Origin of the sequence: Nonomuraea dietziae, assembly GCF_014195505.1 — a bacterium.
Taxonomy (GTDB): Bacteria; Actinomycetota; Actinomycetes; order Streptosporangiales; family Streptosporangiaceae; genus Nonomuraea; species Nonomuraea roseola.
Genome location: NZ_JACIBV010000002.1, coordinates 395,438 through 418,277 on the forward strand (window position 1 = coordinate 395,438; position 22,840 = coordinate 418,277).

Sequence of the window (22,840 nt, forward strand, 5' to 3'; positions counted from 1 at the left end):
CCCGGATGCCCACCGGCCGCAACCCACGCCCAGACACCAACGCAACATCCAGCGGCTACACCTTGACGTCGGCCACCCGGACGCCAGCAGTCACACCCCACAGACATCGCCGCGCACCCCACCGACGGCACCCCCAGCGGCCCCACCCTGACACCCCGACGCCAGCGGCCCCACCCTGACAGGCCCAGGACGCCCGGACCCTACCGGCCGCAAACCCACGCCCAGACACCGGCGTCCGCATCCAACGGCTGCACCTTGACGTCGGCCACTCGCGCGCCGGCGGTCACGGCCAGCGCTCCATCCCGACAGTCAGACCTCAGCGGTCGGACTCCGGCGATCGGCACAGCAGGTGAGTGTCTGCCCTTCGATGACCTTGTTGTTGTGCCGGGCAGACGGCGTCCAAGGCCTCGCGGCCGACCGGCCGGAGGCCGGGCGGTGGGAGACCCACAGCTACCACCGCGCCCTCGCGTAGGACGTCATTCTGATGCTGACGGGCACCAGGTACCCCCCGGGGGGGCGCCATGGCGGTCTAGATGAATGAGTCCAAGGCGTATGGTCACGTTCAGTGGTCGTAGGCGATCAGGGATCGTTTGATCGGCTGGCTGGTCTTGTCGTTGTGCCAGATCACGGTGGTCAGCGCGAGGATCCTGGACAGCACGCGGATGAGGACTCCGGCTGGGGTCCGGCCCCCGTGGCGTTCCAGGTCGAGCTGGCCCTTGAAGGTTTGGTTGATCGATTCGATGGTCTGGCGTAGCGGTTTGAACAGCCGCGCTCCGGCCCGCTCGCTTTCGCCCTGGCGGGCCGGTCGCAGCAGGCGCAGATCACGCTCGGTCAGCGCGTGCTCGAAGTCCCGCCCGTAGTACTGCCGGTCGGCGATGATCGACTGGCCCGGATGGCCGGCCACCACCTCGGGAGCGGCATCGAGCATCCCGAGCAGGGTGTGGCGCTCATCGGCCTTGGCGCCGGTGAGGGCGAACATCACCGGCAGCCCGCCCAGGGTGCACAGCAGATGTAACCGCAGCCCCCAGAAATAGCGGGAGTGACTGGCGCAGTAGCCGTACTCGGCCCACCCGGCCAGGTCACTGCGCCGAGCGGTATCGCGGGAGCGGCCGCACTCCACCGGGGTGGAGTCGACGACCCACACATCGTCGCTCCACAGCGTGGTGTCGGCGGCCAACATCCTGATGATGTGCAGGACCAGCCCCGATGCCTTCCGTAGCCGTTTGCCGTACCCCGACTGTCCGGGCAGGTAAGGGAACATCCCGCCCAGTTCGGCGTGGGCATAGCGCAGCCAGCGTCGTTCGGAGACGAAGCCCAGCAACGCTGACATGACCGCCAAGGTCACCAGTTCGGCGTCGCTGAGCGTGGGCCCGATACCTGTCTTCGGCCGCCACGGGGCCAGGCCTGGTGAGGCCTTCAGTAGATCATCGACCTTCACATACAGTGCGGTTGCGAGGGTGTCCAACTTGGTCGTCACAAACTGAGGGTGGGCGCCCTCGCCCTATCTCCGCAGCTACGCCTTGGACTCATTCATCTAGGCCGGGCCCATCCGCACCGGAAAGCCACTTCGGGATACTGCATACTGGATACATGACCATGGATACCGTAGACCGCCGTACTCTTCTCTGCGCAACCGGTCTGGTGGCCGGCGGCCTGCTGTTAGACGCGGGCGTGGCCCATGGGCTGACCCCTTCCACCGCACCCGCCTCGAGCCCGCCCACCCCGAGTGAGGCCTGGGCGAAGCTCAGGGAGGGCAACCGGCGCTGGGCGTCCGGCACCTCGATCCGCCCGCACCAGGATCTCGCCAGGCGCGCCGGGACCGCCCAGAAACAGGAGCCCTATGGGGTCGTCGTGTCGTGCATCGACTCCCGGGTCCCTCCAGAGATCGTCTTCGACACGGGAATCGGTGATCTGCTCAGCGTGCGCAGCGCCGCCCAGACGATAGACCCGCTCGTGTCCGGGGCGATCGAGTACGGCCCTGCCGAACTCGACACCCCCTTGATCGTGGTGCTCGGTCACCAGCGCTGCGGGGCGGTGGCGGCCGCCGCACACGCGTTACATGAGGGCACGAGGCTTCCCGGCGACCTCCATCACATCGTCGAGGCGCTCCGTCCCGCGTACCGGCGCGCCTCAGGAAACGTGGACAAGATGATCAGAATCAACACCGCCGACGTCGTGGCCAAACTGAAGGCCGACAAGCTGTTCGTCCCGCGCATCGCCCGTAAGCAGCTCAAGATCGTGGGCGGCTACTACTCTCTCGACACCGGCGAGGTCACCCGCGTCGTTTAGGTCCGCGTCCATCGGACGAGACAGCACGCTGTTGCGCGGGTGAAGGGCAGGACAAGCCTCATCGCCGCCCTCACCGTTCCTGAACGAATCGACGAACCGTCCCTCCATTCACAAGCGGACCGGCAGACGTCCCCGTTCATGGCCGACCATCGGACCGCTACCCAGATCGTGGACGAACCGGGCGGACCTTCGCCCAGCTCGCGCGACCGCCTCCGAACGGCCGTTCCGCGGGCCGTCTCCCTTTGTGGAAGGGCCGGGCGGACCTTCGCCCAGCTCGCGCGACCGCCTCCGGACGGCCGTTCCTTGGGCCGTCCCTTTTCGTGGACGGCCGGGCGGACCTTCGCCCGGTTCGCGACGACGGACCAGCGGGCTGTCCACCTTCGTGAACGGACCAGCGAACCACTCTCCCGCCCGTGCGCAGACCGGGCGACCCCTCCCCCAGCCCACCACTGAACTCACCGGCCAGCCCACTTCGCGAACAGACCAGCGAACCACTCCCCCACCCGTGCACAAACCCAGCGACCCCTCCCCCAGCCCACCACCGAACCCACCGGCCAGCCCACTTCGCGGACAGACCAGCGAACCACTCCCCCACCCGTGCACAAACCCAGCGACCCCTCCCCCAGTCCACGACCGAACCCACCAACCGTCCCACTTCGTTGGCGCGCGAGCCATCGGATCTCGGACCTGGGTCGTCTCCCCGGTTCGTGGGCGGATCGACCGACCGCTCCGGTGATGGCCGGACCAGCGAGCCGTCCCATTGCAAGCACACCGATCATCCCGTTCAGGCCGGATCAGCAAGCCGTCCGGTTCGCGGGCGGACCCCCAGCCGTCCTTTCCCTCGACCGGTGGGCGGACCGACGGCCGTCCCCGTTCGTGGGCAGGCCGGCGCGGTCTCTTCCGCCCATGGCAGGTCGTCCTCGCCTGCCGCAGGCGTCGGCGCGTCCAGGCGAGGCATGGCTCGGCTGGCTGAACGCGGTGGCCGCAGGACAGCTTTCGATTGAGAGCACCCCGGCGCTCCCTGTCTGGCCGCTCCCCGCGAATCCCTCCGCCCCGGCCGTGCCACCACCTGACCGTTCCACCACCCGACCGCTCTGCACCCCGGCCGCTCCCCGACCGTTCCACCATCCAGGCGCTCTACCCCCCCTGCCGCCACCGGCCCTTCCACCACCCCGGACGCTCCCCGCCCGCGCCACCACCCGGCCCCCCTCGGCCGTTCCACCACCCGGGCAGCATCCCCCGCCGTTCCACCATCCAGGCGCCCTACCCCACGACCGCCACCGGCCCTTCCACCACCCCGGACGCTCCCCGCCCGCGCCACCACCCGGCCCCCCTCGGCCGTTCCACCACCCGGGCAGCATCCCCCCCGCGGTTCCACCACCCTGACCGCTCCCCCGCCGTTCCCCCCGCCTGGCCGCTCCGCCCCTGCTGCCCTGCTGCCCTGCTGCCCTGCTGCCCTGCTGCCCTGCTGCCCTGCTGCCCTGCTGCCCTGCTGCCCTGCTGCCCTGCTGCCCTGCTGCCCTGCTGCCCTGCTGCCGAGGATCGTGGGCCTGCCTTCGGGTGGGATAAATCGATTGCGGGCTCGGCAAGTGATCCCATAACTTGCCGTCGGCATTGTCGAATCCGTCGTGAGGACACCGCGTGACCCCGCCCGCTCTCTCCGCCTGACACCTTTCCCCAGCGCTTCGTCGCCGACCCCGTCGGCACTACCGGGCTGTCCTGTTCCCATGTGCCGCAGCTGTCGGCTCCGCCGGGACGGTCCGGCTCTTCAGCGTTTTCAGGCCGTGTGACGACGGCCTTTGTCAGGCCCGAGAGAGAGCATGTCTTCACAACCCCATAGAGATCATTCCGTGCTGTCCTGGACCGTACGGCGGACCCGCCTGCCCCTGCTGCGCTTCCACTGCCTGGAATGCCGGTCAGCGGTGGCCACCGCCGCGGAGGGCAAGTTCCGGGTGAACGCCAACGGCAAGCTGCTCGACGTGTGGCTGCTCGTCCACTGCGTCTCCTGCGACCAGACCTCGAAGATCACCGTACGTGAGCGAGTCCCGGTTCGCTCCATGGATCCCGTCCAGCTTCACGCGTTCGAGACCAACGACCCTGCGCTGGTCATCCAGACGCTCCTGGACCCGTTGATCGCCCGGCGCAACCGGTTCAGCCTCGACTGGACGGACGCATGGCGCCTGGACACGCCGCCACCGCATCAGCCGGCCGACCCGAGCTGGCCGATCCGGGTGGAGGTCGAGTTCCTCGACCCCGTGCCCATCCGCCCTGAGCGGCTGATCGCCCACGGCCTCGGCATCAGCCGGAGCGAGATCGAACGCCGGATCAAGTCCGAGGTCCGCCTCAACCGCACCACGACCACGAACTTCACCTTCGTCGTCCTTCCCGTCGTCCAGGGCGGGAGCGGGACGGTGTAGCCGCCCGGATCTCGCCCTGCATCCCTTACCGGCCGGTCCGTCACCGCCCGCGATCTGCTCCCCGCACGTCGGCGGAGCAGATCGCGGGCGGCCCACGCGCGTCGAAGCCGGCACCGGAGACGGCGAAGAGACGAGCAGGTCACCGGGGCCCGGACGATCGCGGCGACCATGCGGCTGCCGGCGATGTTGAGCGTCAGCGCGGTGCGGGCGTCCTCCAGCTGGCTACAAGCAGGTCACAGGCGCACGCCGATGCCCCGACGGGATGGCCCGGACGGGGAGGGGCCCCGCCACGACTCGCCGGGCGGGGTGAGTCCGAGGTGGTGAAGCACTCGTGCATCCCGATCAGGTCCAGGTCGCCGACGCCCACACCCGCGCGGGTGTAGACGTCGCCGGCCGCCTCGCGCACGGAGGCGAAGGCGGGGCCTGCTGCGCGCGCCGGGGCGAACAGGCCACGCCACGACGTCCGCCCGACGAGGCCGGCCGCTGAACCGGATCAACGGCTGAGCCTCTGTGTCACCGGGCGGTCCGGGCGGGGGCCCGTCCTACCCCCGTCAGCCGCGTCTGGTCCCGATGACGACGAGGAACGGCCGGGGCTGGCGGACGCCCTGCTCGTCCCTGTAGCCCTCGAAGAACTCGGCGAAAGCGCGGTGCAGTTCCTCGCGCCGGTCGGGCTCGAGCGACTCGGCGAGCGTCCTCGTCGGCCCGTACACCGTGGAGAAGAGCTCCCAGACATCCTCGCCCGACTCGCCGACTTGGGGCGCGTCACCCTCCTCGAACCGGAGCTCGAAGTCCTCGCCCAGGCGCTGCTCGACGTACTCGCGATTCCCCCACTGGAAGGGCGAGCCGGCCCCCTGCGGCGGTGGAGGCATGAAAGGCCTCATCACGTTGAACATGTCCACGACACCGCGCTCGTCGCTCCAGTGCCCCAGCGCCAGCCGGCCTCCTGGCCGGCAGACCCGCGCCAGCTCCCGGGCGACGGCCTCGTGGTCGGGCGCGAACATCGAACCGACAGTGGACCCGACGGCGTCGAAGCTCGCCTCCGGGTACGGCAGGCTCTCCGCGTCGCCGACCTCGTAGGCGATGTCGAGGCCGTCGTCGGCGGCCAGCCGCTTCGCGGTCGTGATCAGCGCGGGCGCGAGGTCGACCCCGGTGACCTGGCCACCGGCGCGCGCCAGCAACGTCGCCAGCGCCCCGGTCCCCGTCGCGACGTCGAGCACTCGCTCTCCGGGGCGAACGTCGAGCGCTCGCGCCACGTGGTCGAGCAGCGGCTGGTAGTGCTCCGGCAGTCGTTCGTAAGGGCCGGTGCCCCAGATGACGCTCTGCCGCTTCTTGAGCTCTTCGAACCCCATGCTCGCTCCTCCCGGCGCGCCTGTGACGGCGCGGTGCCGCACGCCCCAACCCCCGAAGGCCGTACGCAGGCACCTCCCCATCGCGCGCCACCTGAAAACCCGCTCCAGCCAGGCCGGCTGACGATCAGCCGGGCCCGCCGCGCCGCTCGCACGTGCCGGCCCGCGGAGGCCGACCCCGCTGACGTCCACCAGGCCTGGGCAGCTCAGCGGCCAGAGCCACAGGAGGCGAGCGAGGCGGTGCGGGTGACGCACGCCGGGCACCTTGCCGTCGCCGGCCTGAGTACCGAACAATGAGGTGGTCCTGCCGAGACACCGGACGGCGCGACACGCGCGGCGTCCAGCGGCAGGCGGGCGAACCCTTCGTCGGCCGCACCACCTCGGTTGCGGCAGCGCCCTCGAGCCGCCTCGCCACCCGGTGCGACGACCTGAGGAGATCAGCATGAGAGCCCGCGACCTGCCGCTCACCCTTGATGGTCGCCACGGCCGCCACAACGCCATCACCGACGTGCCCGGCGTCGAGGTCGGCTACGTGACGCTGACCGAAGCGGACGCGCGCACCGGCGTGACCGCGATCCTGCCGAGGGGAAGGCAGAAGGTCGGACTGCCGTGCGCCGCGGGCACCCACTCGCTGAACGGCAACGGCGAGATGACCGGCGTCACCTGGATCGAGGAGAGCGGCGCGCTGAGCCTGCCTGTCATGATCACCAACACGCACGCCGTCGGCACCGTCCACCGGGGCGTCATCGACTGGGTGGCCGCCCGCCACCCGGGGCTGGCCGCGCAGTGGCTGCTGCCCGTGGTGGCCGAGACCTGGGACGGCTACCTCAACGACATCAACGGCCCCCACGTACGGCCCGAGCACGCCGCCCAGGCCATCGAGGCGGCGGCGACGGGTCCCGTCGCCGAGGGCAACGTCGGCGGCGGCACCGGCATGAACTGCTACTCCTACAAGGGCGGCTCGGGCACGGCCTCACGGCTGGTCGGCCACGGCCCCGACACCTACACCGTGGGAGTGTTCGCGCAGGCCAACTTCGGCAGCCGCCACGAGCTGACCGTCGCCGGGCACAGGGTCGGGCCCTCGCTGCTCGACGACGACCCGATGTCCACCACCGACTGGTTCGCCCCCTCGGGCGCGGGCTCGGTGATCGTGGTCGTGGCCACGGACGCGCCGCTGCTGCCTGGCCAGTGCAAGGCGCTGGCGCGCAGGGTGCCGATGGGCCTGGCCAGGACGGGCACCACGGGCAGCCACTTCTCGGGTGACATCTTCCTGGCCTTCTCCACGGCCAACGAGGGCGCCCTGACCAGCGGGTTCACCGTCGACGACGACTACCAGAGCCTGCGTTTCGTGCCGTGGGGCCGGATGGACCCCTTCTACACCGCCGTGGTGCAGGCGGTGGAGGAGGCCGTGCTCAACGCCCTCACGGGCGCGGAGGAGATGATCGGCAGGAACGGGCACCGCTCGCCCGCCCTGCCGATCGGCAGGCTCATCGAGCTGCTGGCACAGGACGGGGCAGGCGCGGGATCCCGGTGAGGCGGTTGGCCTCGCGCAGCGTGCGCAGCCTGTCGACCTCGGCGGTCCACATGGCGCCCTTGGGCGTGGCCTTGGCCTTGCGGCGGGCGAGCCTGTCGTCGTAGGACTTCACGCCGAACGTCGCCCGCTGCCCCGCCTCGGCGGCGCGCAGCGCGTCGGTGAGCGCCTTGTCGAAGTGGAGGCCGGCGGCGCGCAGCTCCAGCTCGGGAGCGCCGGCGGCGCGCAGCTCGCGCAGCACCGCCTCGGCCTGCCTGGCCTTGGCGAGCAGCTCGGGGAAGCTCTTGGAGATCTCCTGGTCTGCGTGGAAGCGCACCTCGGCCTCACGGCTCACACGCGGACGGAAAAACGCCATCGGACAGCTCCCTTTCACTCGTTGCCAGCGGTAGCGTACGCCGTCCCCGGCCCGAACACCCACTCGGGGCCCGCTCCCCCGCGCGCCAGGAGGCCGGCCGCGTACACGGCGAGCGAAACGAGTGACCGCCTTTACAAAGTATGGCAGGATGATCTCCATGCCCGCCAAGCGACCACCCGTCCCGCTGTCTCGTGAGCGCATCATCGACGCCGCACTCCACATCGCCGACGGTCAGGGCCTGCGCAGGCTCACCATGCGCAGGCTCGGTGACGCGCTGCAGGTGGAGGCCATGGCGATCTACCACCACCTGCCGAGGGGCAAGGAGGCGCTCATGGACGCCCTGGCCGAGCACGTCACCGCGATCCAGGTCAACCCTGCCCCCACCTGGCAGGAGACCGCCAGGCAGTGGTGCAGGGCGCAGCGCGAGGCGCTCAGGGAGCATCCCGGGGTGCTCGCGCTCGCGCTGACCAAACCCCCGAAGGGCGCCACGGCCATCGCCATCATGGAGCAGACCGAGCAACTGACCGACGCCGGGCTCAGCGACGCCGCCGAGGCGGTGCGCACGCTGAGGGCCTTCGTCTTCGGCAGTGTCGCGGTGGAGGTGCAGCAGTCGGGATGGGCCGATCCCGAGCGCGACACCTGGACGCGTCGCGACGCCAGGGCCGACGCCGACTTCGAGCGCGGCATGGACGCGATGCTGCGCGGGCTGGGCGGGTAGTCGAGGGTTTACCACAACGTCAGCGTGTCGACGTTGGACCGTTATCCTGCGTAAGGCACCCTGTGTCGTGGGTCACACGATCTGGACCACCCGGGGATCCTCCTTGAATCGTCCGAACGGGCTATGTCGGAAACTGTGACGCACGCCGCACACTTGGCGCAGAATACGAAACAGCCCGAGCCGCTCCCCCGCCGCTTGCCCAGTGCGGGGAGCCACCCAAGAGATATCGGAGGCACGCCGATGTGCCCGCACGACCCGGCCTGTCCGGCTGCTGAGGCTCCCGACCGCGAGGCGGCACGTACCCTCGCCTCCCACCCCGAGCAGGGGTGGAGCCTTCTGTGCAACGGTGTGGTCCTGTTCGAGGACACCGGGGAGCTGCTGCCCAGCGGTGACGCGATCGCCCCCCACCGGCCCCACCCGCTGGTCGGCGCAGCCTGAGCCCTCAGTAACGCCCCGCGAGCCAGTCGGCGACCACCTCGCCGACCTTCGCGGGGTCCTTCTTGAGATCGTGTCCCTCGCCCCGCAGCACAACCAGGCGTGCGGCGTCAGCGGCGTCGGGCACGCCGAAGGGATCCCTGTCCCCGTTCACCACCAGCACGTCCACCCCCGCCGCCCGCAGCTCGTCGGCCCGTGACTTGTCGGGCCTGCCCGGCGGATGCAGCGGGAAGGCCAGCGCCACCACCGCGTCGGCGCCCACCGCCCCAGCGGTACGGCAGGCCACCCTGGCCCCGTTGCTCCGCCCTCCCTGGACGATCGGGAGCCCCGGATGGCGCGCGACCAGCTCCCGCAGCACCGCGATCCACGCCTCGTCCTGCCGCGCCGGCGAGCCTGGAGCCCTGGCCCCCGCCCTCCTGAACGGCTGCGTCACCCTGGCCACCGTGGCGCCCATCGCGAGCGCCGCCTCGCGCACGGCCAGCAGATCGGGCGCGTCCACCCCGCCGGCCGAGCCATGGGTGAGCACCAGCAGCAGCCTCGGCCGCTCGGCCTCGTCGACCTCGGCCAGCGCCGCCCCCCGCGGCGTCATGATCTCCATCCGTCCACGGTAGCGGGGTCGCTACCCGCCGCATCCGCCGCCTCGCGGCCGACGCCTCGGGAGCGACCCTCGGATCTCCCTTCCCCTACCCCGGGAAAACCCCGATACGGGGAAAGGCCGGTCTCGTCCCGAGGAAGGATGGCGGCAGGCCCCAGCGCGTGGGACATTGGCGGCATGTCTGACATCCACGACGATCTGCAGGCGACCCTCGAGACCCGCAAACACCTGGGACCCGACTATGAGGCCGCGCTCGTCGAGTCGTTCGTGGCCAGGCTGGACGCCACCATCGCCGAACGCGTCAAAGCGGAGGTGGATGCCCAGCGGCCGGCCAAGGCCAAGAAGAAGGGCAAGAGCGACGACATCGGCAGCGGGGCGATGGTGCCGATCACCGTCGGCTCACTGGTCCTGGCGATCCCCCTGTCGGCTATCGCAGGAAGCCAGGCGGGCCTCATCGGCCTGGCCATGGTGTGGGTCAGCATCGTCATCATCAACATCGCCGCGGCCGGCGCGGTCATGCGCCGGAGCTGAGCTCGTCCCTGTCGAGGCGCAGCCTGACCTGCTCGGCCAGCTCCTGGTCGGCGTGCGAGAGGCCGTAGGCCCAGACCCGCTCGGCGTCGTCGGCCCTGCCCCTCAGCGGCAGCGTACGGGCCAGCAGCTCGATGGCAAGCGAGGTGGACTCGGCCTCGGCGCGCTCGCCCCTGGCGGCGTCCTCGACCACCCCCGCGAACTCCGCGCACGCCAGCTCCAGATGCGCGATGCCCAGCAGCACCCGCAGCCGCCCCGCATGGGCGCCCTGGGCCAGCGGCAGCGTCTCGACGAGCACCGCGGCCGCCTCCCCCGGCTCGCCGCGATCCAGCAGCAGCTCGGCCAGCTCCTGCGCCGCCGTGCAGCTCAGCTCCGGGTCGCCGACCGAGATCGCCGCCCGCAGCTCCCGCTCGGCCTCCTCCTCGCCGTCGGCGAGGCGGGCCAGCGCCAGGTGCGCCAGCGGCAGGTAGGCGGCCGTGCCCACGCCCAGGACGGCCTGCCAGGCTCCTCGGGCCTGCTCGTCCTGGCCGTCGCGCTCGAAGCCTCTGGCCAGGTGGCAGGCGGCCTGCGCGGCGTACTCGGGATGGCCGGTGGCCAGGGCCGTACGCGCCGCCGACCTGGCGCCCTCGAGATCGCCTCGCTCCTCCAGGACCACGGCCAGACCCACGGCCGCCTGCGCCCTGTCGTGCCTGTCGGGGTCGGCGGCCAGTTGGGCGAAGATCTCGGCGGCGGCCTCGAGATCGCCGCTCTCGGCGAGACGACGGGCCTGTTCGAGCGGGCCGGTGTGCAGCTCGGTGTCGAGTTCGGGGGACGTCAAGAAGGCTCCTTCGACGGCGATCAACGCCGAGCCTAACGATTTCGCGCCGCCGCGTCGCCTGACATGACCATCCTGAGTGCGGCTGTTGGCCACTGCCCGACCCTGCGAAGCAGGACGTGCGGCCTCCCGTAGGGGAAACCGCACGTCCGAAGGGGTGGTCAGTCCTCGTAGGCCGACAGGGGCGGGCAGGAGCACACGAGGTTGCGGTCCCCGTAGGCCTGGTCGATCCGCCGCACCGGCGAGAAGTACTTGCCATCCCTCAGGTCCTGGACGGGGTAGGCCGCCTCGGTCCTGGTGTAGGGGTGCGCCCACTCGTCGGCCACCAGCGACTCCGCGGTGTGCGGGGCGTTGCGCAGCGGGTTGTCGCTCTTGTCGTACGAGCCGTCGGCCACCTTGGCGATCTCGCCGCGGATGGCGACCATCGCCTCGACGAACCGGTCGAGCTCGGCCAGGTCCTCGCTCTCGGTCGGTTCGATCATGAGCGTCCCCGCCACGGGGAAGGACATGGTCGGCGCGTGGAAGCCGTAGTCGATGAGCCGCTTGGCGACGTCGTCGACGCTGACCCCCGTCTCCTTGGTGATCTGGCGCAGGTCGATGATGCACTCGTGGGCGACCAGGCCGCCGCGGCCGGTGTAGAGGACCGGGTAGTGCGGGGCCAGGCGGCGCGCGAGGTAGTTGGCCGACAGGATGGCCTGCTCGGTGGCGGCCTTGAGGCCCTCGCCCCCCATCATCCTGACGTAGGCCCAGGAGATCGGCAGGATGCCCGCCGAGCCGTACGGCGCCGCCGAGACGGGGCCCACGGGCGAGCCCTGCGCCAGCGGGTGACCGGGCAGGAAGGCGGCCAGGTGGCCGCGGACCGCCACGGGGCCCACGCCGGGGCCGCCGCCGCCGTGCGGGATGCAGAAGGTCTTGTGCAGGTTGAGGTGCGAGACGTCGGCGCCGAACTCGCCCGGCTTGGCGAGGCCGACCAGCGCGTTGAGGTTGGCGCCGTCGACGTAGACCTGGCCGCCCGCCGCGTGGACCTTGGCGCAGACCTCGGTGATCGTCTCCTCGTACACGCCGTGCGTGGACGGGTAGGTCACCATGATCGCGGCGAGCTGCTCGGCGTGCTTGGCGATCTTGGCGTCGAGGTCGTCCATGTCGACGTTGCCGTTGTCGTCACAGGCCACGACCACGACCCGCATGCCCGCCATGACGGCGCTGGCGGCGTTGGTGCCGTGCGCGGAGGAGGGGATGAGGCAGACGTCGCGGTGGGTGTCGCCGTTGGCCCTGTGGTAGGCGCGGATGGCCAGCAGCCCGGCGAACTCGCCCTGCGAGCCCGCGTTGGGCTGGATGGAGACGGCGTCGTAACCGGTCACCTCGGCCAGCCAGCCCTCGAGGGTCTCGACCAGCTCGACGTAGCCGCCCGCCTGCTCGAGCGGGGCGTAGGGGTGGATGCCCGCGAACTCGGGCCAGGTGATGGGCTCCATCTCGGTGGTGGCGTTGAGCTTCATCGTGCAGGAGCCGAGCGGGATCATCGACCTGTCGAGCGCGATGTCCTTGTCCTGGAGCCTGCGCAGGTAGCGCAGCATCGAGGTCTCGGAGTGGTGGGTGTGGAAGACCGGGTGGGTGAGGTAGTCGCTCTCGCGCGTCAGCGCCTCGGGCAGGCCGTCCTCGGCGGCCAGGTCGGTCAGCGACACGCTCACGCCGAAGGCGGCGGCGACCTGCTCCAGGTGGGCCAGCGTGGTCTTCTCGTCGCAGGCGATCGAGACGTGGTCGGCGTCGGCCTGCCAGAGGTTGACGCCGCGCTCGGCGGCGGCGGCCACGACCTGGGCGGCCCTGCCGGGCACGCGGGCGAGCACGGTGTCGAAGAAGTCGTCGTGGACGACCTCGACCCGGCCGGCGCGCAGCGTCTGCGCGAGCGTGACGGCCATGCGGTGGGTGCGCCTGGCGATGCGGCGCAGCCCCTCGGGGCCGTGGTAGACGGCGTACATGCCCGCGATGACGGCGAGCAGCACCTGGGCGGTGCAGATGTTGCTGGTGGCCTTCTCGCGGCGGATGTGCTGCTCGCGGGTCTGCAGGGCCAGCCGGTAGGCGGGGTCGCCGTCGGCGTCGACAGAGACGCCCACCAGGCGGCCGGGCATCTGCCGCTGCAGGCCCTCGCGGACCGACATGTAGGCGGCGTGCGGCCCGCCGAAGCCGAACGGCACGCCGAAGCGCTGCGAGGAGCCGATCGCGATGTCGGCGCCCAGCTCTCCAGGGGCGGTGACGAGGGTCAGCGACAGCAGGTCGGCGGCGGCGACCACCAGGGCTCCACCGGCGTGTGCCCGCTCGGCCACGGCGCGGAAGTCGCGCAGGCGGCCAGACGCGCCGGGGTACTGCACCAGCACGCCGAAGCACTCGGGCAACTCGCCCTCCAGGTCGCTCTCGACGAGCGAGATGCCCAGTGGCTCGGCGCGGGTGGCCAGCACCGCCTTGGTCTGCGGCAGCGCGTCGGCGTCGACGACGAAGACGTCGCTCTTGGACCTGCCGGCCCTGCGCGCCAGCGTCATCGCCTCGGCGGCGGCGGTGGCCTCGTCCAGCAGGGAGGCGCCGGCCACGTCGAGGCCCGTCAGGTCGGAGACGACGGTCTGGAAGTTGAGCAGCGCCTCGAGGCGGCCCTGCGAGATCTCGGGCTGGTAGGGCGTGTAGGCGGTGTACCAGCCCGGGTTCTCCAGCAGGTTGCGGCGGATCACGGCGGGCGTGATCGTGTCGTAGTAGCCAAGGCCGATCATCGAGGTCAGCACCCGGTTGCGGTCGGCGAGCGCGCGCAGCTCGGTGATCACCTCGGTCTCGCTCGCCGCGGCGGGCAACCTGAGCTGGTCCTTGGCCCTGATGGCCTCGGGCACCGCCACCGCCACCAGGTCGGCGACCGATTCGAAGCCGACCGCCTCCAGCATCCTGGCCTGCTCGGCGTCGGAGGGCCCGATGTGACGGGTCGCGAAAGGCGGCGCAGCGAGGTCGCTGAGGGGCTCGGTCATGGAACTGCCTCCCAAGGCTGGTGGAGAGCACGGGCGTATGCCGGATCTCCCCCTCTGTCATCAACCTGAGAGGTTCGCCCGCGCGGACGCGGGTTTGCACCGTCGGTGAGACACGCCTGGCTGGCGCGCTGCTTTCCAGAGTTGCCTCACCCGAGCGGTACAGGGTGCCTGAGAGATTCCGGGGAGGTTTGCTCCTTCGGCGCCCCGGCTCTCCCGGGGACTCTCCCGCACGGGGTCGTCAGCATCTCCAGGCTACCAGCGATGGCGCATCAGCCCAGTCTCCGGGCCCTCCTGCGCTGGGCCAGCTCGTCAGCGGGGTGGTCGGCCGGGACGTTGTCCTCGACCGCCGCCCGTTCCCCCGGCAGCTCCGCGAGCGATCCCTCGACCTCGCGCCAGACCCTGCCGAGCGCGATCCCGAACACTCCCTGACCGCCCTGCAGCAGGTCGATGACCTCGTCGGGCGACGTGCACTCGTAGACGCTCACTCCATCGCTCATCAGCGTGATCCTGCTCAGGTCGCCGACGCCCCTGTCGCGCAGGTGCTGGACGGCGGTGCGGATCTGCTGCAGCGACACACCGGTGTCGAGGAGGCGTTTGACCACCTTGAGCACCAGGATGTCGCGGAAACTGTAGAGGCGTTGGGAGCCCGAGCCCTGCGCGGCTCTTATCGTGGGCTCCACCAGTCCAGTGCGGGCCCAATAGTCCAACTGCCTGTAGGTGATGCCGGCCGCCGCGCAGGCCGTGGGGCCGCGATAGCCGATGTCGCCAGGCAGAGTCGCGGGCTGCTCGTCGAAGAGCAGTCCCTGCTCCCCGGCACGCTGGCGCGCACTCTCGCGCCGCACCGGGTCTTCCTGGCCGGCCGTCTTTCCCTCGCCGCTGCTGACCGCCACGCGGACCTCCGGCTTTCTCTCATCCCGTGGTCTGATCTGGGGGTTCGTCAATAACAACCACAGGTTTCACTTGCACCGTAGGACCGTGACCATCCGCAGTCAACGATCCGGCTCGGCGCGTCGTGAAGCGTAAATGCAGTGAAATGCCGACCCCAGGTGTTGGCCAAGGGTTCGGGCGCTCACAAAGGGAGTCCTACCCAGCCCGCCCGAAGTCCTCGGGCGTGATGGTGTCAAGGAACTCCCTGAACTTCTCCACCTCATCCTCCTGGTCATCAGGGATGATCACCCCGGCCTCCTGGACGACCTCCTCGCTGGCGAAGATCCGCGCACCCGTGCGCAGCGCCAGGGCGATGGAGTCGGAAGGACGCGCCGAGACCTCCACACCGTTGGAGAAGACCAGGTCGGCGAAGAAGATGCCGTCACGCAGAGCGACGATGTTGACCGCGCGCAGGCCGACCCCGAGCGCGCTCAGCACGTCGCGGAACAGGTCGTGCGTCAACGGCCTCGGCGGCGGCTCCTCCGCCTGCGCGAGCGCGATGGCCGTGGCTTCGGTCATACCAATCCAGATCGGGAGAAACCTCTCCCCTTGCGCCTCCTTGAGCAGAACGATCGGCTGATTTGTGGGCATTTCTACACGAACGCCCACTACCTCCATCTGCAACACGGGCTGCTCCGAATTCACTGACCGGTGACCCCAGGGGGCTCCGCAATAGTTTGGCCGCTCTTCCGCAATTCAACGTAACACCCGGAGGGCGTGGAATGTCCCCTGCCCCATGGCGTCGCCGACAACCTACCTCGCCTTCCTCGCCAGGTCAGCCCGCTCCACGGGATCGGGGGCTCCGTCCGGCACCCGGCCGGGAGGGGGCGAGGGCGAGCGGGCGAGCGCCGAGGTCCGGCCCCAGGCGCCGCCCAGGCCGACCGGGGGAAGCGCGGAGGTCAGCCGCCCAGGACGGAGCGGACCGAGCCGCGCAGCAGGGCCGCGTGCAGCTCGAGCAGCCGGCCGGAGAGCTCGCGCGCCACCTCGTCGGCCTCGCCGATGGCTCCGGGGGCGCGGCGCTTGAGAATGGGGGCCACGCTCTGCTCGACCAGGCCGGCCTCGCGCTCGGCCGCGGCCTTGACCGCGCGCAGGTGCCTGGCGTGCAGGCCGTACTTGGCCAGGGCGCCGACGCTGCGCGCGATCTTCAGCGCGTCCTCGTCGTAGCGGCGCGCGACGGGCGCGAGCAGGCCGTAGTCCTCGAGCTCGGTGAGCGCCTCCTCGTCGAGGCCGCTGGCCTCGAGCAGCTCGGCGCGGCTGAGCCGCACCTCCTTGACCTCCGGCACCGCGCGCGGACGGCCGAGCTCCTCGGCCATCTTGTCCTTGATGACGCGCAGCGGCAGGTAGTGGTCGCGCTGCTCGGTGAGGATGAAGCGCAGCTGCTCGACGTGCATGTAGGTGAACTTGCGAAACCCCGAGGGGCTGCGTTCGGGCTCGATCAGCCCCTCGCTCTCCAAGAAGCGGATCTTGGAGACGGTGACGTCGGGGAACTCGCCCTGCAGCAGGGCGAGCACCTCCCCGATGCTCATGTGCGAGCGCGCCGCCTGGGGACTCATGCGCCCCGCGTGAGGAAGACGAGGCGGAACTTGCCGATCTGCACCTCGTCGCCGCTGTGGAGGGGGACCTCCTCGATGCGCTCCCTGTTGACGTAGGTGCCGTTGAGGCTGCCGACGTCGCGGACGGTGAAGGCGCCGCCGGGATGGCGGTAGAACTCCACGTGCCGCCTGGAGACGGTGATGTCGTCGAGGAAGATGTCGCTCTCGGGGTGGCGGCCCGTGGTGGTCAGGTCACGGTCGAGGCGGAAGCGGCTGCCCGCGTTGGGCCCCCTCGTGACGACGAGCAGCGCCGCGCCAGGGGGCAACTGCTCGACCGCGGCCCGCTCGGCGAGGAGAGCGTCCGCCGTCTCCGCCTCATACGCCTCGATTCCCGCGACGGAGATCGTCGAGGTGGTGTCTCCGGCGACCTCATGTCTGGTCAGCGGCGACCCACACCGGGAGCAGAAACGGGCATCCTCGGGGTTGGCATGACCGCACTGCGTACAGTAGACGCTCGGCATCGATCGGCTCGGCCTCCTACCGCGAAGACGCGGCGACGGTTGATCAGGGCGCCCCTCGCCTCTTCGCTCGTTCACGTTTGCGAATGCCGCAACTTACGCTGATCAGTGGCAAAGGTCAAGGCGAGAGGCTGCACGACAGGTTCGGACGGTGACAAAGTTACCGCCGAGCCGCCCTCAAGGTCCATGCCGCCGCGCCATCTGAGTTGTCACGTTCCCGCCGCCCTCTCCACGATCCGCGCCCACCTGTCCAAAAAGGCCTGCGCGGTGTCGAAGTCGTGGGCCTCGGCCCACAGGTCGGTGGCGGGCTCGGAGGCAGCCGGCAGGATCAGCGCCCAGCGCCCGTCCTCGCCGACCACGCGCACGCCGTCGGTGGTGTCGAGGCGGAAGCCCTCCGCGGCCTCGATCACCGAGCGCATCACCGCCCCCTTGGTCGCCCACGGCGTCGGGACGGTCCGCTTGAGCAGCTTGGCCTCGGGGATCCTCGCGTCGATCTGGCTGAGCGTCAGCCGCGTGCGGGCCACGAGGCCGAGCAGGCGCAGGAAGACGGCCAGGCCGTCGACCGTGGGCCCGAACTCCGGCACGATGAAGCCGCCCCTGCCGTCACCGGCGAAGATCATGTACGGCCTGGCGGCGGCGGTGGTGAGCGCGTCGAGGGAGGTGGAGGTCCACTCCACCTGGACCCCGTGGAAGCGGCAGACCTGTTCGGCCACCCTGGTGGTCGTGACGGGCAGCGCCACCCTGCCCCTGCGTCGCTCGGCGGCGACCAGGTCGAGCACCACCAGCAGCGCCCGCTCCTCGCTGATGAGCTGGCCCATCTCGTCGACCAGGGCGATGCGCTCGCCCACCGGGTCGAAGCGTACGCCGAAGGAGGCGCGCGAGGAGCCGACGAGCTCGGACAGGCGCTGCAGGTCGCGGCGGCGCTCGGCCAGCGTCTCGGTGGGCGAGGCGGAGTCGAGGCGGGCGTTGACGGTCAGCACCTCCACGCCGAGGCGGCCCAGCAGGGTGGGCAGGACCAGCGAGGAGGTGCCGCCCGCGCAGTCGACGACCACCTTCATGTCGTTGACGCCGGTCATGTCCACGTATCGCAGGAGTTCCTGGGCGTAGTCCTCGACCGCCCTCGCGGGGAAGCTCAGCTCACCGATCTCGCCGGGGAAGGCCCTGCGGAACTCCTGACGGGAGAAGACGCGCTCCAGCTTGCGCTGGCTGGCCGGGGACAGGTCGGCGCCTCTGGAGTCCATGAAGACGATGTCGACGCTCTGCGGGTCCCCCGAGGTGGTGCGCAGGGCGATGCCGCCGCTGGCGGGCCTTCGGGAGGTGTGGAAGCGGGCCACGGGCAGCGGCATGGCCTCCAGGTCGAGCACGTCGATGGCGCCCGCCGTCAGCGCGCTGATGACGGCGCGCTTGAGCGCTCTGGCCGCGCGGGAGGAGTCGCGCGAGGTGATGACCGTGTCGCCCTTCTTCAGGGTGGTGGCGTAGGCGCTGGCCAGCCGTACGCACAGCTCCGGGGTGATCTCGACGTTGACCAGGCCGCTGACGCCGCGCGGGCCGAACAGGCTGCGCTGGCCGCGCGACTCCCAGATGACGCTGGTGTTGACGACCGCGCCCGCCTCGACGGTCTTGAAGGGATAGACCTTGACGCCGCTGGAGACGTAGGCCTCGGCCTCGATGACGCACTCGTCGCCGACGACGGCGTTCTCCTCGATCCTGGCGCCGGTCATCAGGTCGGTGTTCTTACCGATGACGCAGCCGCGCAGGTTCACCCCCGGGCCGATGTAGACGTTGTCGTGGACGACGGCGCGGTGCAGGAAGGCGCCCTCACGCACCACGGCGTTGCTGCCGAGCACGGTGTACTCACGAAGCTCGGCGCCCGCCTCGATCTTGACGTAGTCGCCGATCAGCAGGGGGCCCTTGAGCACGGCGTCGGGGTCGACCGCCGCGCCCTCGCCGACCCAGATGCCCGGTGACATCTCGAAGCCGCCGATGTCGAGGTCGACGCGTCCGGACAGCGCGTCGGCCTGGGCCTTCATGTAGCTCTCGTGGGTGCCGACGTCCTCCCAGTAGCAGTCGGAGACGTAGCCGTAGATGGGCGCGCCGCGCTTGAGCAGGCGGGGGAAGATGTCGGAGGACCAGTCGACGGCCTCGCCGGCGGCGACCTCGTCGAGGACCTCGGGCTCCATCACGTAGATGCCGGTGTTGACGGTGTCGGAGAAGACCTGGCCCCAGGTGGGCTTCTCCAGGAAGCGCTGCACCCTGCCCTGGTCGTCCACGATGATGATGCCGAACTCGAGGGGGTTGGGGACGCGGGTCAGCCCGATCGTGACGAGGGCGGAATTCTCGCGGTGAAACCTGATCATGTCCGATAAGTCGATATCGGTCAGAGCGTCACCGGAAATAACGAGAAAACGATCATCGCGGAGTTTGTCGGCCGCGTTCTTGACGCTGCCCGCCGTGCCGAGGGGAAGGTCTTCGGTGGCGTAGTGCAGGCGCATGCCCAGTTCGTCGCCGTCGCCGAAGTAGCTGCGCACCAGCGCCGCAAGGAACTGGACGGTGACGACGGTCTCGGTCAACCCGTGGCGTTTCAGCAGGCGGAGGACGTGTTCCATGATCGGGCGGTTGACCACGGGGAGCAGGGGTTTGGGCTGGTTCGCGGTCATCGGCCGCAGCCGAGTCCCCTCCCCGCCTGCCATGACGACCGCCTTCACTCGATCACTCCTTCTTCGCAGCGGTTACGAGTTGGCGCACCTGTACCACATACAGCAGTCCTGCCCACCAGTACAGGCCCGTTCCCCAGATGGCGAACGCCCATCCGATAATCCTTGCAATATCGGCATACCAGGCTCCGGTGTGCGAGGCCAGGAAGAGGAGGGGGAAGGCGTACATCAGATTGGCCATGGCGGCCTTGCCGAGGAAATGCACGGGCAGTGCCTTGTAGCCGTACTTGCGGAGCACGGGGAAGAAACATCCGACGAAGATCTCGCGACCCAGGATGATCGCGACCAGCCACCACGGGATGACCTCGCGCAGCAGCAGGCCGAGCAGGGTGGCGAAGACGTAGAGCTTGTCGGCGGCGGGGTCGATGAGACGGCCGAGCCTGCTGGTCTGGTTCCACGCGCGGGCGATCTTGCCGTCGAGCCAGTCGGTGAACCCCGCGACCATGAGCAGCGCGATCGCCCAGCCGTCCGCCTTGGGCCCGAGAACCAGCCAGAGGAACACGGGGACGCCGAGCAGACGCAGGAAGCTCAGCAGGTTCGGAACCGTCCAGATTCGGTCCTCGGCGGAAGTTTCACTCACGCTGCCGACCCTACTGCGTCGCCCACCTGCGCACGCTGGGCCGCCCGCCCGCTGTTTCCGCGCGGGTTCGGCCGGCCGCGGGCGGCAGGGGGTTGCGCGACACCCGGGTGATCGGGTTACGGTGGCGCCGACCAACGCGGGAGCCCGGTGCGGACCGGGCTGAGAGGACGGCTGACCAGCCGCCGACCGCCAGAACCTGCTCCGGGTAATGCCGGCGAAGGGAGTTTGCGCGATGAGTGGCGCGCGCTTTTCCAAGACCTACCAGGGTGAGCTCAGGGTCCCCATGCGGGAGATCGGACTGAGCGACGGCACCGTGTTCACCGTCTACGACACCTCGGGCCCCTACACCGACCCTGCCGTCGAGACCGACGTCACGCGCGGCCTGAGCCCCCTGCGCGAGCAGTGGATCCTCGATCGCGCCGACGTCGTCGGGTACGGCGGCCGCCAGGTCAAGCCGCTCGACGACGGCTACCGCGACCAGGCCTCGTGGAAGCGCGCCCACGCCGTGCCCCGCCTGGGCGCGCGGCGCCAGCCGCTCAGGGCGGCGGGCGGGCCCGTCACCCAGCTCGCCTACGCCCGCAGGGGCGTCGTGACGAAGGAGATGGAGTTCGTCGCCGTGAGGGAGGGCGTCGAGGCCGAGTTCGTCCGCGCCGAGGTGGCCGCGGGCAGGGCGATCATCCCGGCCAACGTCAACCATCCCGAGAGCGAGCCGATGATCATCGGCCGCAACTTCCTCGTCAAGATCAACGCCAATATCGGCAACTCCGCCGTCACCTCCTCCATCGAGGAGGAGGTGGAGAAGATGACCTGGGCCATCCGCTGGGGCGCCGACACCGTCATGGACCTCTCGACGGGTCGTGACATCCACACCACCCGCGAGTGGATCATCCGCAACTCCCCCGTGCCCATCGGCACCGTGCCGCTCTACCAGGCGCTGGAGAAGGTCGGCGGGGTCGCGCCCGACCTGTCGTGGGAGGTCTACCGCGACACCCTGATCGAGCAGTGCGAGCAGGGCGTCGACTACGTGACCGTCCACGCGGGCGTACGTCTGTCCTATGTCCCCCTCACCGTCGGCCGCAAGACCGGCATCGTCTCGCGCGGCGGCTCGATCATGGCGGCGTGGTGCCTGGCCCACCACCGCGAGAACTTCCTGTACGAGAACTTCGAGGAGATGTGCGAGATCCTCGCCTCCTACGACGTCGCCTTCTCCCTCGGCGACGGCCTGCGCCCCGGCTCGATCGCCGACGCCAACGACGAGGCCCAGTTCGCCGAGCTGCGCACGCTGGGCGAGCTCACCGGGATCGCACGCTCCCGCGACGTCCAGGTCATGGTCGAGGGCCCTGGCCACGTGCCCATGAACAAGATCAAGGAGAACGTCGACCTGCAGCGCGAGCTCTGCGACGACGCCCCCTTCTACACCCTCGGCCCCCTCGTCACCGACATCGCGCCGGGCTACGACCACATCACCTCGGGGATCGGCGCGGCCATGATCGGCTGGTACGGCACCGCCATGCTCTGCTACGTCACGCCGAAGGAGCACCTGGGGCTGCCCGACAGGGAGGACGTCAAGACCGGCGTCATCACCTACAAGATCGCCGCGCACGCCGCCGACCTCGCCAAGGGGCACCCGAAGGCCCAGGAGTGGGACGACGCGCTGTCGGAGGCGCGCTTCGAGTTCAGGTGGGAGGACCAGTTCGAGCTGTCCCTCGACCCCGGCACCGCCCGCTCCTTCCACGACGAGACGCTGCCCGCCGCGCCCGCGAAGACGGCGCACTTCTGCAGCATGTGCGGGCCGAAGTTCTGCTCGATGCGCATCTCGCACGACCTGAGGGCGGCGGAGGGCATGCGCGCCAAGTCGGAGGAGTTCGTGGCCGGGGGCGGCGAGGTCTACGTTCAGCTGACCGACAGACCGCTCCTTCCGAGAGAGGAGCGGGGACAGAGCGAAGTCTAGGAGCGGGCCGCCCTGAGGAAGGAGCGGATGAGGGCGGAGTCCTTCACGCCCCTGGCCACCTCGACGCCGCTCGAGACGTCCACGCCCCATGGCCGCGCGGCCTCGATCGCCTGCCGTACGTTGCCGGGGTCGAGGCCGCCCGCCAGCAGCCAGTTCCCCGACGGCCTGCCCCGCACGGCCGTCCAGTCCCACGGCTCGCCCGCGCCCGCCCTGGGCGCGTCGACGATCAGCAGGTCCTCGTCGAAGGCTCCGGTGCGCAGGTCGGCGTCGGCCGCCACGGCGCGCACGAGGGTGAGGCCGAGATCCTTCAGCGCGGTGAAGTCGGCGTGCGGGTGCCTGCCGTGCAGCTGGACGGCTCCGACCCCGGCGGCCTGGGCCGCCTGCCGTACCTCTTCCACCGGCTCGCCCATGAAGACGCCCACGGTCAGCACGTGAGAGGGTGCCAGCGCGGCCAGCTCCGCGGCCCGCGACGGGGTGACCCTGCGCGGGCTGGCGGTCATGACGAGCCCGATCGCGTCGGCGCCGGCCTCGACGGCCGCCTCGACGTGCTCGGGCTCGCTCAGCCCGCAGATCTTCACGAACATAGCC

20 protein-coding genes and 2 riboswitches are annotated in these 22,840 nt (G+C 70.4%); of the genes, 7 read left to right on the plus strand and 13 right to left on the minus strand.

All coding sequences use genetic code 11. From position 1 onward, the window contains the following. Nucleotides 1-562: 562 nt before the first annotated feature. Nucleotides 563-1,477 (minus strand): IS982 family transposase, encoded by a 915-nt coding sequence (locus FHR33_RS44505; protein WP_183643426.1) that lies wholly within the window; start codon nucleotides 1,475-1,477, stop codon nucleotides 563-565. 119 nt (nucleotides 1,478-1,596) lie between these two features. Between FHR33_RS44505 and FHR33_RS44510 the strand changes: the two genes are divergently transcribed. Together FHR33_RS44510 and FHR33_RS44515 are read left to right on the plus strand one after the other, a co-directional pair. After that, the gene (locus tag FHR33_RS44510; protein WP_183661356.1) at nucleotides 1,597-2,289 is read left to right on the plus strand and encodes a carbonic anhydrase; all 693 of its coding nucleotides are present in this window, start codon (nucleotides 1,597-1,599) and stop codon (nucleotides 2,287-2,289) included. A 1,850-nt stretch (nucleotides 2,290-4,139) separates the two neighbouring features. Further along, nucleotides 4,140-4,706, plus strand: coding sequence for a DUF1062 domain-containing protein (locus FHR33_RS44515; RefSeq protein ID WP_312896059.1), 567 nt, complete (start codon nucleotides 4,140-4,142; stop codon nucleotides 4,704-4,706). Nucleotides 4,707-5,257: 551 nt separating this feature from the next. Here FHR33_RS44515 and FHR33_RS44520 read toward each other — a convergent pair. Then, on the minus strand, nucleotides 5,258-6,055 hold the full coding sequence (locus tag FHR33_RS44520; RefSeq protein ID WP_183661360.1) for a class I SAM-dependent methyltransferase: 798 nt from the start codon (nucleotides 6,053-6,055) through the stop codon (nucleotides 5,258-5,260). A 439-nt stretch (nucleotides 6,056-6,494) separates the two neighbouring features. On the opposite strand from FHR33_RS44520, the gene FHR33_RS44525 reads away from it, so the two are divergent. Next, nucleotides 6,495-7,586, plus strand: a complete 1,092-nt coding sequence (locus tag FHR33_RS44525; RefSeq protein ID WP_183661362.1) for a DmpA family aminopeptidase — start codon at nucleotides 6,495-6,497, stop codon at nucleotides 7,584-7,586. Here FHR33_RS44525 and FHR33_RS44530 read toward each other — a convergent pair. Next, on the minus strand, nucleotides 7,540-7,938 hold the full coding sequence (locus FHR33_RS44530) for a hypothetical protein (RefSeq protein ID WP_183661364.1): 399 nt from the start codon (nucleotides 7,936-7,938) through the stop codon (nucleotides 7,540-7,542). The genes FHR33_RS44525 and FHR33_RS44530 overlap by 47 nt on opposite strands. Before the next feature lie 148 nt (nucleotides 7,939-8,086). On the opposite strand from FHR33_RS44530, the gene FHR33_RS44535 reads away from it, so the two are divergent. Then, on the plus strand, nucleotides 8,087-8,656 hold the full coding sequence (locus tag FHR33_RS44535; RefSeq protein WP_246453708.1) for a TetR/AcrR family transcriptional regulator C-terminal domain-containing protein: 570 nt from the start codon (nucleotides 8,087-8,089) through the stop codon (nucleotides 8,654-8,656). Nucleotides 8,657-8,896: 240 nt separating this feature from the next. Then, nucleotides 8,897-9,094: a DUF5999 family protein gene (locus FHR33_RS44540; protein WP_183661366.1), complete on the plus strand. Its 198-nt coding sequence runs from the start codon at nucleotides 8,897-8,899 to the stop codon at nucleotides 9,092-9,094. 4 nt (nucleotides 9,095-9,098) lie between these two features. Here FHR33_RS44540 and FHR33_RS44545 read toward each other — a convergent pair whose 3' ends face one another. Next, nucleotides 9,099-9,689: an alpha/beta hydrolase family protein gene (locus FHR33_RS44545; protein ID WP_183661368.1), complete on the minus strand. Its 591-nt coding sequence runs from the start codon at nucleotides 9,687-9,689 to the stop codon at nucleotides 9,099-9,101. Nucleotides 9,690-9,863: 174 nt separating this feature from the next. On the opposite strand from FHR33_RS44545, the gene FHR33_RS44550 reads away from it, so the two are divergent. Then, nucleotides 9,864-10,217 carry a hypothetical protein gene (locus tag FHR33_RS44550; RefSeq protein WP_183661370.1) on the plus strand — a complete coding sequence of 118 codons (354 nt, stop codon included), beginning with the start codon at nucleotides 9,864-9,866 and terminating at the stop codon, nucleotides 10,215-10,217. Here the strand turns inward: FHR33_RS44550 and FHR33_RS44555 are convergent. The 8 genes from FHR33_RS44555 to clsA form a co-directional block, all read right to left on the minus strand. Continuing rightward, the gene (locus FHR33_RS44555; RefSeq protein ID WP_183661372.1) at nucleotides 10,201-11,031 is read right to left on the minus strand and encodes a hypothetical protein; all 831 of its coding nucleotides are present in this window, start codon (nucleotides 11,029-11,031) and stop codon (nucleotides 10,201-10,203) included. The two genes, FHR33_RS44550 and FHR33_RS44555, sit on opposite strands and share 17 nt — an antisense overlap. A gap of 158 nt (nucleotides 11,032-11,189) precedes the next feature. Then, nucleotides 11,190-14,030, minus strand: coding sequence for an aminomethyl-transferring glycine dehydrogenase (gene gcvP / locus FHR33_RS44560; RefSeq protein ID WP_183661374.1), 2,841 nt, complete (start codon nucleotides 14,028-14,030; stop codon nucleotides 11,190-11,192). Nucleotides 14,031-14,175: 145 nt separating this feature from the next. Further along, a riboswitch (glycine riboswitch) is annotated at nucleotides 14,176-14,268 on the minus strand. 31 nt (nucleotides 14,269-14,299) lie between these two features. Beyond that, nucleotides 14,300-14,920 (minus strand): MerR family transcriptional regulator, encoded by a 621-nt coding sequence (locus tag FHR33_RS44565; protein ID WP_183661376.1) that lies wholly within the window; start codon nucleotides 14,918-14,920, stop codon nucleotides 14,300-14,302. Between the two features lie 193 nt (nucleotides 14,921-15,113). Then, a complete protein-coding gene (locus FHR33_RS44570; protein WP_183661379.1) occupies nucleotides 15,114-15,584 on the minus strand; it encodes a bifunctional nuclease family protein in 471 nt (156 codons plus the stop codon). A 272-nt stretch (nucleotides 15,585-15,856) separates the two neighbouring features. Next, entirely contained in the window at nucleotides 15,857-16,483 is a 627-nt protein-coding gene (gene ftsR, locus FHR33_RS44575) for a transcriptional regulator FtsR (protein WP_246453709.1), read from the minus strand. Between the two features lie 23 nt (nucleotides 16,484-16,506). Next, nucleotides 16,507-17,010, minus strand: coding sequence for a double zinc ribbon and FHA domain-containing protein (locus FHR33_RS44580; protein WP_183661383.1), 504 nt, complete (start codon nucleotides 17,008-17,010; stop codon nucleotides 16,507-16,509). Between the two features lie 206 nt (nucleotides 17,011-17,216). Beyond that, nucleotides 17,217-19,712, minus strand: coding sequence for a mannose-1-phosphate guanyltransferase (locus FHR33_RS44585; RefSeq protein ID WP_183661385.1), 2,496 nt, complete (start codon nucleotides 19,710-19,712; stop codon nucleotides 17,217-17,219). 4 nt (nucleotides 19,713-19,716) lie between these two features. Continuing rightward, nucleotides 19,717-20,301 carry a cardiolipin synthase ClsA gene (gene clsA / locus FHR33_RS44590; RefSeq protein WP_183661387.1) on the minus strand — a complete coding sequence of 195 codons (585 nt, stop codon included), beginning with the start codon at nucleotides 20,299-20,301 and terminating at the stop codon, nucleotides 19,717-19,719. A 126-nt stretch (nucleotides 20,302-20,427) separates the two neighbouring features. Then, nucleotides 20,428-20,541: riboswitch (TPP riboswitch) on the plus strand. On the opposite strand from clsA, the gene thiC reads away from it, so the two are divergent. Continuing rightward, nucleotides 20,534-22,252, plus strand: coding sequence for a phosphomethylpyrimidine synthase ThiC (thiC, locus tag FHR33_RS44595; protein ID WP_281388553.1), 1,719 nt, complete (start codon nucleotides 20,534-20,536; stop codon nucleotides 22,250-22,252). It overlaps the preceding riboswitch by 8 nt. Here the strand turns inward: thiC and FHR33_RS44600 are convergent. Continuing rightward, nucleotides 22,249-22,836: a phosphoribosylanthranilate isomerase gene (locus tag FHR33_RS44600; RefSeq protein WP_183661391.1), complete on the minus strand. Its 588-nt coding sequence runs from the start codon at nucleotides 22,834-22,836 to the stop codon at nucleotides 22,249-22,251. The genes thiC and FHR33_RS44600 overlap by 4 nt on opposite strands. Nucleotides 22,837-22,840 lie beyond the last annotated feature (4 nt).